Below are 12,538 nucleotides of genomic sequence, written 5' to 3' on the forward strand. Positions count from 1 at the left end.
ATTGACAGCATAGACTTCGGAATTCCAGGGGCTAGGTAATTTTGTTCAGATTCTATCGGCTTTTTCCGATCGCGTTAATCCACCCGCAGACGTTACTTTAGAGCTTGTGCTTACCGCTAAAGAAAGATTGGGGGTGCGCGGCTATCAAAGTTAGCGACTACCAAGACGGGAATGCTAGCAAAATAGGATAATGGCAACCCAATTGGCGATCGCGCTGAGGAGCACCGAGTGAGACAGCTTAAAGCCCAGGGCATAATGGCGGTTTTGGTGATGATGGCGATCGTTGGCTGCAACACGCCGTCTGCCCCCAACCCCGAGGCATCAACCCCAGCCCCAACGGAGCCGGGTGCTGGAGCAGACCCCAATAGCGAGGGCAGCCTGCCTGCGGATGAGGCAATTCTGCAAACCGTTTACGACCAGGTCGAAAGCCTCGACCTCTGCAATGGGTTTTACCAGCCCGAGGTCGCCCAGGCAGAATCTCGGGTCTATCGGGTGGGCGATCGCGCCCTGGTGGAGCTGGTCTGCGCCAACGCCGCCTACCAGTCGGTCTACGCCTACATCGCCTACCAGCCCGATGGCTCGTGGCAGCCGCTGGCGCTCGATGGGTTTTATCCCGATGAAACCGGGCAGTTTGTGCGCACCAGCGAGGGCACCGTGGCTGGCCTAGCCACCTTTGACCCTGAGCAAGAGCTGCTGACAGTGTTCAGCAAGGCGCGCGGCATCGGCGACTGTGGCTCGCTGGCCGACTACCGCTGGACGGGAGACGAGCTAGCGCTAGAAACCTTCCGCTATCAAGCGTGCAGCGACTCGCCCGGCGAGCTTCTCGAACCCGCTGACTACCCCCAGATCTACCCCTAAACCTATTGAGCGCCAGTCCGCTGCGACAGCCATAACCCTACTGTTCAAAATGCCTAAAATACCTGTTCCCTAAGGATTTTTGGCGTTGCTGAATCGAGGAATGAATCTGCAAAAGCAACAGTTGCTGCATCGGCCCCCCACCCCCCCAAGTTTGGGGGACTTTGAAGTCGTCCGGTTTCCCCCAGAATTGGGGGCTAGGGGGGCAAATCGTACCGCTGATCAGCAACGCCGGATTTTTCACTTTGAACTCTGCGCAGCGGCACTAAAATAACCGTCGCCAAAGCTTTACCTTCGCCCTCCGACCCTTGCGCTAACCTAGGGGCAATCCTACAACCGTTGCCCATGCTGGATCTACAGCAGTTTTACGATGCCTGCGACCCCACCCAGCCGCTGCGGGGCAAGCGCTACTACATCGACTTCTCCACCGTGCGCGGCGGCGACATCGTTCAAGAGCTAGAGCGCAAAATTGCTCGTCTAGCCCGCAACCGCCCCACCACCCAGCTCTTTACCGGCCATATCGGCTGTGGCAAGTCGACAGAACTCTTTCGCCTTCAGGATGCTCTGGTGCGGCGCAGCTACGAGGTGGTCTATTTTGAGTCAGACCGCGACCTAGAGATGGCCGATGTCGAAATCTCCGACATTCTGCTCAGCATTGCCCACAACATCAGTGAGCACCTCGACAAGCTGGGCATTCCTACCCGGCCCACCTATCTGCAAGGGCTGTTTCAAAACCTGGCCGATACCCTGCGCACCCCCATGGAAATCTCCGACGTGAGCTTTTCGGCGGGCATAGCCAGCATCACGGCCTCGGCCAAGCAGAGCCCCGACATGCGCAGCCAGCTCAGGCAATACCTGGAGCCGCGCACCCGCAGCATTATCACCGCCATCAATGACGAGCTGCTCACCCCTGCCAACGATCGCCTCCAGGCCCAGGGCAAAAATCGCCTGGTAGTGATCATGGATAATCTCGATCGCATCGACAGCGCCCCTCGCTCCCAGGGACGGCTCCAGTCAGAATATATTTTTGTCGACCGGGGGGAGCAGCTCAGGCAGCTCGACTGCCACATGGTCTACACCATTCCCCTAGAGCTGATGTTTTCGAATGACCTGGTGCGGCTGTCAAACCGCTTTGGCACCAACCCGATGGTGCTGCCCATGGTGCCGATGCAAGACCGCAAGGGCAACTCCGACGAGGCGGGTATGGCGCTGCTGCGGCAGATGGTGCTGATTCGCGCCTTTCCCGATTTCAACGTCAACCAGCGCATTGATGCGGTAGGAGAAATCTTCGACGAGCTGGCCACCCTCGATCGCCTCTGTCAGGTGAGCGGTGGCCACATGCGCAACCTGATTCGCCTGCTGGATGGCTGCCTGCGCAAGCAAGACCCGCCCTTTTTGCGCGACACCCTAGAGGCCGTGATTCGCAACGAGCGCGATAGCTTAATGGGCCTCGTCAGCGACCACGAGTGGGATCTGCTGCTCCAGGCCGTCTCTCGCCAGGATGTGCAGGGCGACGAAGACTACAACATTTTGGTGCGCAGCCTGTTTTTGTACGAGTATCGCGACGCCCAGGGCCGCTGGTTTGGCCTCAACCCCCTGCTGGCCGAAACCGATCGCTACCGCAGCTGGCTGGCTCAGCAGAGTCGCCCATGAGCGGCCAGCGTCTAGGGATCAGCGATATTGTGGCCCACAACCAAGCTGCCCTAACTGAGCTAAAGCGGGCGATTACCCTGAGACCCAACCGCTTTTCACTGGTGCTGGCTCGGTGCAACTACTCGCGCTTGCAGCGGCTGATGGTCGATCATTTGCAGGCCTATACGCCCCTGGTGGAGCGATCGCTGCCCAGCCACGTGACGACTCTACTCCAGGCCTTGTCCCTGCCCCCTGATACCCCGCTGCCTGCGGCGCTGATGGTGACCGGCCTAGAGCATCTACAAAACGCCGCTGCGGTGTTTAAAGCCGCCAATTTGGGGCGCAACGCTTTTCCCCAGGCGCTGCCGTTTCCGGTGGTGCTGTGGGTGAGCGACCATACCCTGACCATTCTCAACCGCCACGCCCCTGACTTTAAGAGCTTTGCCGCCGCCCCTATTCCTTTTGAATATCCCCCCGGCGAGCTGATCGACTCCCTCCACGCCAACGCCAATGATCTATTCGCCACCATGCTCTCGCTGGGCGATAGCAGCCCCCACCCTGCCGAAGCCACCCACTACCAACCCGGTTCGACCCTGCGCACCGAGCTAGAGTTTGCCCTGGCCGACATCGCCCAAACCCATGCCACCCTCGACGGTGAACTCAAGGCCAGTCTCGACTTTCTCAAGGGCCGCGACGCCTTTAGCCGCAGCGACCTCGACGTGGCCCGCTACCACTTCGAGCAAAGCCTCACCTACTGGCAAAAATCCACCCGCCCATCAAAAAACGAAAATTCCCCAGGGCCGTCGGCCCATTCCATACGTCAAAGTTTCTCCTCCGGAGACGCTGCGCGAACAAAATTCAACATTCAAAATTCCCTAGAACAGTCTGAATCTGCCCTGCCCCCGCCCCCCGTCCCCCCATCACTCCCCCACCCCCCACCCCCCACCCCCCGCCAAAAACAAGCCGTCCTGCTCTTCTACCTCGGGGCCACCTGCCGCAGCCAGGCCATCTTGCAGCGGGTGGTCTACGATCGCATGCTCCATAAGGCCGAGAGCTACTTCACCGCCTGCCTGCGGATTTTTCGCGATCTGGAGCAGCCCGACCTGGTGGGCAAGTTCATTCATGCCTTGGCGGAGGTGCAGCAAAAACTGGGGGCCTGGCCCGCCCTGGCCCGCACCGCCCAGGAGGGGCTGACCCTGCACCGCCAAGACCCCATTCGCCTAGCCCGCAATTATGGCTATTTAGCAGAAGTGGCCCTGGCCCAGGGCGATGCCGCCACCGCCAAAACCAGCGCTGAGCGGGCGCTGAATATTCTGGCGATCGCTGGGGCCATCACCGCCGGGGCCTCCGGCGAACCCGATGCCGAGTCATCCTGCTCGGCGCTGACGATGGCCAACCAATATCAGCGGGGTTGGTACCTCTTTCTACTGGGGCGGGTGTATATAGCCCAAGAGCAGCCCGATGCGGCCACTACCCTGCTCGAAGCGGCTTACACCTACACCGACCCCAAAACCGATCTGCCTCTCTACCGCAACATTCTGCAAACTCTGCAACAGCAGTACTACGAGCAAAAAAAATACCGCGCCGCCTTTGGGGTCAAGCTCAAGCAGCGCCAGGTCGATACCCGCTTCAAGCTACGCGCCTTCATTGGGGCGGGCGAAATTCAGCCCCAAGAGTCCCTGCGGAGTGGTGGCTCCATCCAGACGCTGCTAGCCACCGAGATTCAGTCCTCGGGTCGCCAGACCGATGTCGAGGCCCTCACCGATCGCCTTGAGCAGCCCCGCTATCCGCTGGTGATTATCCACGGGCCGTCGGGGGTGGGCAAAAGCTCCATTCTCTACGCTGGGCTGATGCCCGCCCTGACCAAGTCGTTTCCGGAGGGGCGATCGACTTTGGCGGTGCTGGTCAGGGGCTACCGCGACTGGCCCGATGAGGTCAACCAGGCGGTGGCCCGCGCCCTACAGCAGCAAAACGAGGCTGACGGCGACGGCATTCCCCCGGCGGCCCCCATCGACCCCATCGACCTGAGCGATCGCCTCAAGCGCCTCACCGAGCAGAGCTATCGGCAAATCGTGCTGATTTTTGATCAGTTTGAAGAATTTTTTGTCGATGCCGTCGAGCTGACCCAGCGCCGCGACTTCTACGCCTTCTTGCTCGACTGCCTCAACACGCCTTACCTCAAAGTGGTGCTGTCCCTGCGCGAAGATTACCTCCACCACCTGCTCGAAATTGAGCGCAGCTTTGACCTCGACATTCTCAACAACGACATTCTCAGCCGCGACTACCGCTACTACCTGGGCAACTTTAAGGCCACCGACGCCAAATTTTTGATTCGTCGCCTCACCGACGACGCCCACTTCTATCTCGAAACCGCCCTGATCGATCAGTTGGTGGCTGACCTGTCTACCTCCATTGGCGAGGTGCGCCCAATTGAGCTTCAGGTGGTGGGGGCTCAGCTCCAGCGTCAGGAAATCAACACCCTAGCCGAATACCTTGACCTGGGCGATTCTCCCAAGGAGACCCTGGTGCAGAATTTTTTGGGCACCGTCGTGGACGACTGCGGCGCTGAGAATGCCGATCTGGCCCGCCTGGTGCTCTACCTGCTCACCGACATCGATCGCGACAGCCGCCCCTATCGCCCCCAGCGCAGCCGAGAAGACATCGAAGAAGAAATCAAACTGCGCGGTGCCGTTTACCAAGCCGACCAGCTCGACCTGGTGCTCGATATTCTGGTCGGCTCAGGCCTGGTGTTTTTGCTGCCCGATATCCCCATCGATCGCTACCAGCTGGTGCATGACTATCTAGTCAGCTACGCCCGCCGAGAACCGCCTGCGCGTTTGCTCAGCAAACTGCGACGCAGCCGAGCCCTGGGACAGCACTAGGTGCTTAGCTTATCCATTGACAAGCATTTAAGCCGACTTGGCCAATGAGAACATCACTCTCTTTTGGGGAACCATTGATTTACATCTACCTTAAGGCGTAATCTTAATCTATTCCTCAAGGGAGATGTAAAGTCGCTTGATAGAGCTGCTATATGAATGACACCTGGCTTTCGGATTACGTTATCTACTCTGAACGAGCAGGGCAAGGCTATGCCCGCCGGGCCTGTCGCCCCTTAGAGTCCCACATTAAAAAGATGCTGGGGCTGCCGATTAGCGAGGTTTCTATTCAGGCAGAAATCAAATATCTCAATCTCGTAGAGGGCGGCGCGACCTGTGAGTGCCCGGCCTGTAAGCTCAGAGCCCCAGGCAGTGCTGGCATCTTCTGGGCCGTCACTCGGAAGGACGTTTTGGAAGAAGTCTCTGGAGTAGAGTAAATCAAATCTCTGCCAGGGAAGCAAATTTCCTCCAAAGGCTTGATGCCGCACTGGTCAACTCTCGATGCCCACTATTTTTCACGAAATAGTGGGCATCACGGCTACAACGCTAGAGAGCGACTAGACCACCGCTGCCGCCGCTAGGTAGCCCATGGCTTCAAGCTTGTCGATCACCTGGGCCACGCTCTCTTCGACCGATTGCTGATCGGTGTGGCAGTGCACCTCGGGGTTGAGGGGCGCTTCGTAGGGGTCGTCAATGCCGGTAAACTGCTTGATTTCGCCAGCGCGGGCTTTTTTGTAGAGGCCCTTGACGTCGCGGTCTTCGCAGATGTTGAGGGGGGCATCGACAAAGACTTCGACAAAGTCACCGATGCGATCGCGCACCGTATCCCGCGCTTCGCGATAGGGCGAAATGGCCGACACCAGCACCACCACACCGTTGCGGGTGAGCAGGTGCGCCACAAAGCCAATGCGGCGAATATTTTCGTCCCGGTCTTCTTTGCTAAAACCCAGGCCCTTAGTGAGGTTAGTGCGCACAATGTCGCCATCGAGCACCTCTAGCTGGCAACCCCGCTGGCGCAGTTCGGCCTCCAGAGCCCGAGCAATGGTCGATTTACCCGACCCGCTCAACCCCGTAAACCAGATCGTTACTCCACGCTGCGCTGTCGCCATTGGCCCATTCCGTAAACTGCTCTATAAATTAAACCACTTACTGGCCCATCCCTCTCACTGGCCACCGACCTTGGCCGTGAGCTTTTTCTGCCCCTTGCGGCTGCCGAATTGGTGAGCGTAGACGTAGGTAAACTCGCCCCCCAAGAAGAAAATTTGGCTGGTGAGGTAAATCCACAACATCAGCACCATCACCCCGCCCACCACCCCGTAGGAGCGAAACTGGCTGCCCAGGCTAATCACACTGTTGCTGATTAACTGCTGCAAAATTAGCCAGAGAATGGCGGTGAGCAGTGCCCCCAGCCACACGTCTCGCCAGGCGACACGGGTGCTGGGCAGGGTTTTGTAGAGCACCATCACTACCAGGGTCAGCGTCACGAAGGAGATGCCCAGCCGCAGCCACGACAGCAGCTGCACCTGATCGATCGCCAGCACCGTCACCCACTCGTTCACCCCTTCCAAAATCTTGGTGATGGTGTCGATAGCAATGTTGGAAAGCAACGACACAAAAATCAAGCTGGTGGCCCCAATCACCAGCAAAAACGCCAGAAACCGCCGCCATAAAAAGATAAACGCCACTTCTCCCACGCCGTCGAAGCGGTGGTGGCTGGGCTTGGTGTGCCAAATTTTATCGAAGGAGCGGCTGAGCGCCCCAAAAAAACCGCTGGAGGTAAACAGCAAAATGCCGAAACCGACAATGCTGGCACTGGTGCTGCCGTTGTGAAATTCTGTGAGGGTGGTCTGCACCAGGGGAAAGGCGTCGGGGGGCAGGGTCTCTTGGGCAAAGTGGAGCACGGCGTTATAGGCATCGGTGCTGGGGCCAATCAGAAAGCCCACAATACTCAACGACACCAAAATCATTGGGAACATGGAAAACAGGGCGTAGTAGGCAAGGGCAGCCCCCATCTCAAGGCAATCATCTTGCTGCCACTTCATCAGGGTGCGGCCAATCAGCTTGGTCCACGCTGACTGCCCCACTCGATATTTAAAGAAATCGAGCATAGCCGCGCTGTTGATCCATTGGTGTGCCAGTGACCATGCGCGTCGCCAATGCTCTAACCGCGCCCGTTGTCTCCTCATTCTACCGACCCTATTTGTTCGCTAGAGGGTTGTGCCAGCTACCTAGAGTGGCATAAAACCCAAAAAGTAGAGCACCGAAGGACAAAATTACTCGGTTTAGGGGCAATTCTCTTTCAGAGGGGCTTTCCTTCGAAATGTTTCATGAACGCCAACGCCTATAGGCCGCTAGGGCTTTAGCTCCCAGCTCTACAGCTCCATGCTGTCAAATCACTGATGCTAAAGACGATCTACTGTGGCAGTTTCTCCTCTATTACAAGCAGTGCAAGGCCTCTACAGAAAAAAAAGAGCGTTGCTGAATTGAGGAATGAATCTGCAAAAGCAACAGTTGCTGCATCGCCCCCCAACCCCCCCAAGTTTGGGGGGCTTTGAAGTCGTCCGGTTCCCCCCAGAATTGGGGGGCTAGGGGGGCAAATCATACCGTTGATCAGCAACGCCAAAAAAAGAGCTGCACAAATTAGCCCCACCGCACTTAGGTATCGGGAGGGTTGTAAAGACATGGCTGCTCTATGGATTGCTTGGGCTGGCGTCAGTTCGCCGATACTTTGACGCTGACTGATTCGCGCTTGGGGGCAGGGGCGACGAGATGGGGGGCGATCGCCTGCATAGGGGCAACCTGAGGAGCCGTGGTGGTCACGTTCTGGGTGGCTTCGGCTTCATCCATTTGGTCGCAGAGGGCTTTGGATAGGGCCATAGCAGCGTAGATGCCCGCCAAATAAAGCACAATATCAAACGCTCCAAAGTACAGATGGAACATGAGCCTAGCCCTCCTAGCGCATAAGGTTATTGCCGATACTACCCCATCCTTTATCAGGGTTCCAAGGGGGCAAAGTAACGGCGCTGCCTAAAAGCCCCAATCAGTGGGCAGATTTTGATGAGGAAAACTGGCTAGAAGTACAGAGCTGCTGCTGAGAGTTCAGCCAAGGGACGTTATATAACCCTCGAAATGAGACAGAGGCTTCAGTTGCCCCAAAATTGGCGAAAATCTTCGTCCTGGTCGCTGAGCTGTGCCCAGGGGGCACCCCACTGCCCCACAATCTCCGCTAGACGGGCGCAGGCGGGGCGCTCGGTGGCGTAGTGGCCGGCATCGATCAGCACTAGTTTGCGATCGCGCCCTTCCTGAAACTGGTGAAACTTGCAGTCGGAGGTCAGGTACGCCTGCGCCCCAGTTTTGGCTACCGCTCCCATAAAGCTGGCCCCACTGCCCCCCAGCACCGCCACCCGGTCGATAGTTTGTTCCAGGTCAGCGGCGGGAGAATAGATTAGGCGCGGCGGTGAGAGCTTAGCTTGAATGAGATCGAGCAGCCCTTGCAAACTGAGGGCGGGGTTGAGGTTACCCACACGCCCGTAGCCAAGGCCGGGCTGGGTGAGCACTACGGGTTCAGAATTTTGCAGGTGCAGCACTTGGGCTAGCAGGTCGGCGGTGCCGTCTTGTACCTGGTCAAAGTTGGTGTGGGCAGTGTAGATGCCAATGTTGTGGGCGATCGCCAGTTGCACCATTTCCCCCACCGGGTCGCCCTGGGTGACGCGCTTCAGCGGGCTAAAGATCAGCGGATGGTGGGCCAAAATCAGGTTCACGCCCACGCCCTGCTGGCGGAGTTTGAGGGCTTCGGCCATCACCGCTAGCGTTGGGGTGAGGCATACCAGCACGTGGGCCGGTTCGTCGAGCAGGCCGGGCTGCACCTGCCAGCCGCAGTTGTCCCAGTCTTCTTGCCAGGCGGGGTTGGCCCAGGCTTCGAGTTTAGAGATCAGATCTGCGATCGCAAGGGCCATAAAAAACACCGCTGACCGGGGTAGCCAGCTCCAGGAGAAAACCCTCCTAGTCTACCGTGCTACCCCTGACCAACGGCGTCAGGAAGGTCTGTTGAGTGGGGTTACTTGGTCATATTGCTCAAGGCATTTTTGATTTTATCGATGGGCGAAGTGGCCTGACCAGAGTTCGCGGGGTTGTTCATCTGGTTGACATCGGCATTTTTCTGCACTTCGTTTAGCCCTTGGTTGGCTCGGTCGATCATCTTGTCGCCATCGAGGGCGTTCTCAGGCTGCACCGCTTTTTCAGCTTCGTTGTAAATGCCATTGAGTGGGGCCGTGCCCTGGTCGGGGCTGCTCGGGGTGCTGCTGTTAGCCATCGCGGGGGCAGCGGTCAGCAACACCAGCATGCAGGAAAGGGCGATCGCAACGTTGCGTGCCCAGCCCATAGCCGCAGCAAAAAAGGTATTCATGGTCGGTCTCCAAAATCGGGTAGGAAAACTTATTTCGGCGACCTGGTGATTCCGGTCGCATCACCACTCGCCAAAGCTCCCTATTCATAGCGATTTGGCTACCCCAACCGAATCGTCCCGCAGACAGAGGTAAGGGGTAGAGATTAGAGCGTCGGCACTCCATCTTTAGGTAGAGACAGAGCGCCCCAGGCTGCTTTAGCCCGCTTTAACCAAGAACTTCTCTGGAATTTGGGTGTATTCGCTGACAATTTGGCGAAACTCTTCGCCGTCCACGGTTTCACGCTCCAGCAGCACGTCCACCAGGTGATCCATCAAGACGCGGTGCTCGCGCAGCAGGCTGCGGGCGCGATCGAGGCAGGTGAGGGCAATACCGCGCACCTGGGCGTCGATCTTGCTGGCCATTTCCTCCGACACCTCGCTGCGGGGCATCAAGTTGCGGCCCAAAAACACCTGGTTGTCCATGCTTTCGAGGGCCACAGGGCCAAGCTCAGACATGCCGTAGAGGGTGACCATCTGGCGGGCCAGGTTGCTCACCTGCTGAATGTCGCCGCTGGCTCCGGTGGTGGTTTCGTCGTCGCCAAACACTTCGGCCTCGGCGGCAAAGCCCCCCAGGGCCACGGTGATGCGATCGATCAACCAGTTGCGGGTGTAGAGGCCGCTGTCGATGATGTCTTCGTTGGGCAGCGACTGGGTAAAGCCCTCAATGCCGCCCGATCGCGGAATAATCGTCACCTTGTTCAGCTCGTCGGAGTGGGTCAGCAGGGTGGTGAGCAGGGCGTGGCCGACCTCGTGGTAGGCGGTCATGCGCTTGCGGCTGCTGTCGAGCAGGGGAGTGAGGCTGAGGCCAATGGTGATGCGATCGATCGCGTCTTCAATCTCGGTCATGCCCATCGACTCTTTGCGACGGCGGGCGGTGAGAATGGCCGCCTCATTGAGCAAGTTGGCCAGCTCAGCCCCAGAAAAGCCAGGGGTGCGCCGCGCTACTGCCGCCAGGGAAACCTCCGGCTCAATTTTTTTGTTGCGGGCGTGGACTTCTAGAATTGACAGCCGCCCTTTGTAGGTGGGCAGGTCAACTACCACCTGACGGTCAAAGCGGCCCGGACGCAGCAGCGCCAGGTCGAGCACATCCACCCGGTTGGTGGCGGCAATCACGATGATGCCGCTGTTGCCCTCAAAGCCATCCATCTCGGTGAGCAACTGGTTGAGGGTTTGCTCGCGCTCGTCGTTGCCGCCACCGATACCTGCGCCCCGCTGGCGACCCACGGCATCAATTTCGTCGATAAACACAATGCAGGGGGCATTCTCTTTGGCCTTGCGGAACAGGTCGCGCACCCGCGATGCGCCCACACCCACAAACATTTCGACAAATTCAGAACCCGAAATGCTGAAGAAGGGGACGGCGGCCTCGCCCGCGATCGCCTTGGCCAGCAGCGTCTTACCCGTACCGGGCTGACCAATCAGCAGCACCCCCTTGGGAATGCGGGCTCCAATGGCGGTAAATTTCTCCGGGCTCTTGAGGAAGGTGACCACCTCTTGCAGTTCTTCCTTGGCCTCTTCGATACCGGCCACATCGTCAAACACGACGCCGGTTTTGGCCTCCATCTGAAAGCGGGCTTTCGACTTGCCAAAGCTCATGGCGTTGCCTGCCCCCGCCGCCGATCGCCGCAGCAGCAGCAGCAGCCCAAAAATCAGAATCAGCGCCAGCAGCGAGTTGGTAGCCAACCAGGCCAGCGCACCGCTGCTCGACGAGTCGCGAATTTCTACATCGACATCGTTGGCGCGCAGGCGGCGAATCAGCTCGGCGTTGCGCTCTCCGGCAAACAGTGCCACCTGTTCGGGTTCAGCGTCTTCGGCAGCCCCCTCTAGGGTGACGTAGGCAATGCCTCGGGTTTCGTCTAGGTCAACCTGTTCAACCTGGCCCTGCTCAATTTTTTCTAAAAACTGCCCATAGGTCAGCCCTTCCGGCTCGCCCTCGGCCTGGGCCAGAGCGGGGGGCAGCGGCATCAGGGTTTGCAGCAAAAACCAGCCAATGGTCATGACACCCGTGGCGGTTGCGCCAGTGCGGGGGCGGAGGGCAGCCTGCTTACCAGGAAAACGTAGGGTCATAGACGGTTTAACTCAGCGAAACTTTACCCGACGCTAGTATCGCCAGATACCGGATGGGCTGTTCACTAGTCTAACCCTCTCGTCTTGAAATGACCGCCCAGCATGGATACCTTTTGCCCCACGAATTAAATATTCGTGGGGCAAAAGAATTACTTGAACTAGAACGGGCCTGACGGGATTCGAACCCGCAACTTCCGCCGTGACAGGGCGGTGCTCTAACCAGTTGAACTACAGGCCCATGGCTTAGGCAATTTCTATAGTGCGGCCTGGTGGGGCTTTTGTCAAACGACTAGCGAGAATTTCTAAAATTTTCTTTGAACTCGGTTATTCCAAGAACTGAATCACCGTCACCGTGGGGGTGGATAGGTGGTCGTAGCGGCTGGCGGTGGCTTCGATCTGGCGCAGCTGCCCCAGGGCCAAACTACAGGGCATGCCGTACTTGGCCTGCACGCGATCGCTGGCGATGGTCAGGGCGGTGCGCGATCGCTCCACAAAATCGGTCAGGGGGTAGCTGGTGGCGGGGCTAAAGTAGTCCTTCACGACGAGCGAGGGGGAGTAGCAGGTGTCTTGGTTGCCGTCGGGCCACTGGATTTGGAAGCGAATTTCGGGCATGGGTAGGGGGTAAGGGGTGGATGGGTAGGGAGGGAGCGACGGATTTTCA

General features: G+C 58.4%; 11 protein-coding genes and 1 tRNA gene. 4 read left to right on the forward strand and 8 right to left on the reverse strand.

Annotated elements, in window-relative coordinates; all coding sequences use genetic code 11:
* Positions 1-228: 228 nt before the first annotated feature.
* From H6G07_RS21330 to H6G07_RS21345, 4 genes are all read left to right on the forward strand, one after another.
* Positions 229-858, forward strand: a complete 630-nt coding sequence (locus tag H6G07_RS21330; RefSeq protein ID WP_139297161.1) for a DUF1176 domain-containing protein — start codon at positions 229-231, stop codon at positions 856-858.
* A 342-nt stretch (positions 859-1,200) separates the two neighbouring features.
* Positions 1,201-2,508, forward strand: a complete 1,308-nt coding sequence (locus H6G07_RS21335) for a P-loop NTPase family protein (protein WP_073610559.1) — start codon at positions 1,201-1,203, stop codon at positions 2,506-2,508.
* A complete protein-coding gene (locus H6G07_RS21340) occupies positions 2,505-5,369 on the forward strand; it encodes an ATP-binding protein (protein WP_190740769.1) in 2,865 nt (954 codons plus the stop codon). The genes H6G07_RS21335 and H6G07_RS21340 overlap by 4 nt, the downstream gene beginning before the upstream one ends.
* A 152-nt stretch (positions 5,370-5,521) precedes the next feature.
* A complete protein-coding gene (locus H6G07_RS21345) occupies positions 5,522-5,803 on the forward strand; it encodes a hypothetical protein (protein ID WP_073611315.1) in 282 nt (93 codons plus the stop codon).
* A gap of 120 nt (positions 5,804-5,923) precedes the next feature.
* Here the strand turns inward: H6G07_RS21345 and cysC are convergent, their stop codons facing one another.
* The 8 genes from cysC to H6G07_RS21385 form a co-directional block, all read right to left on the reverse strand.
* Positions 5,924-6,475 carry an adenylyl-sulfate kinase gene (cysC, locus tag H6G07_RS21350; RefSeq protein ID WP_073611314.1) on the reverse strand — a complete coding sequence of 184 codons (552 nt, stop codon included), beginning with the start codon at positions 6,473-6,475 and terminating at the stop codon, positions 5,924-5,926.
* Between the two features lie 54 nt (positions 6,476-6,529).
* Positions 6,530-7,474: a YihY/virulence factor BrkB family protein gene (locus H6G07_RS21355; protein ID WP_073611313.1), complete on the reverse strand. Its 945-nt coding sequence runs from the start codon at positions 7,472-7,474 to the stop codon at positions 6,530-6,532.
* A 604-nt stretch (positions 7,475-8,078) separates the two neighbouring features.
* The gene (locus H6G07_RS21360) at positions 8,079-8,306 is read right to left on the reverse strand and encodes a hypothetical protein (protein ID WP_073611185.1); all 228 of its coding nucleotides are present in this window, start codon (positions 8,304-8,306) and stop codon (positions 8,079-8,081) included.
* A gap of 203 nt (positions 8,307-8,509) precedes the next feature.
* Positions 8,510-9,322 carry a Nif3-like dinuclear metal center hexameric protein gene (locus H6G07_RS21365; RefSeq protein WP_073611209.1) on the reverse strand — a complete coding sequence of 271 codons (813 nt, stop codon included), beginning with the start codon at positions 9,320-9,322 and terminating at the stop codon, positions 8,510-8,512.
* Positions 9,323-9,423: 101 nt separating this feature from the next.
* Positions 9,424-9,771 carry a hypothetical protein gene (locus tag H6G07_RS21370; protein ID WP_073611186.1) on the reverse strand — a complete coding sequence of 116 codons (348 nt, stop codon included), beginning with the start codon at positions 9,769-9,771 and terminating at the stop codon, positions 9,424-9,426.
* A gap of 195 nt (positions 9,772-9,966) precedes the next feature.
* Positions 9,967-11,808: an ATP-dependent zinc metalloprotease FtsH gene (gene ftsH / locus H6G07_RS21375; RefSeq protein ID WP_199312326.1), complete on the reverse strand. Its 1,842-nt coding sequence runs from the start codon at positions 11,806-11,808 to the stop codon at positions 9,967-9,969.
* A gap of 233 nt (positions 11,809-12,041) precedes the next feature.
* A tRNA-Asp gene (locus H6G07_RS21380) sits at positions 12,042-12,115 on the reverse strand.
* An 86-nt stretch (positions 12,116-12,201) separates the two neighbouring features.
* Complete coding sequence (locus H6G07_RS21385; RefSeq protein WP_073611188.1) at positions 12,202-12,489, reverse strand: MSMEG_0570 family nitrogen starvation response protein; 288 nt, start codon at positions 12,487-12,489, stop codon at positions 12,202-12,204.
* Positions 12,490-12,538 lie beyond the last annotated feature (49 nt).

It is taken from the genome of Phormidium tenue FACHB-1052, assembly GCF_014696675.1.
GTDB classification, from domain to species: Bacteria; Cyanobacteriota; Cyanobacteriia; order Phormidesmidales; family Phormidesmidaceae; genus Nodosilinea; species Nodosilinea tenuis_A.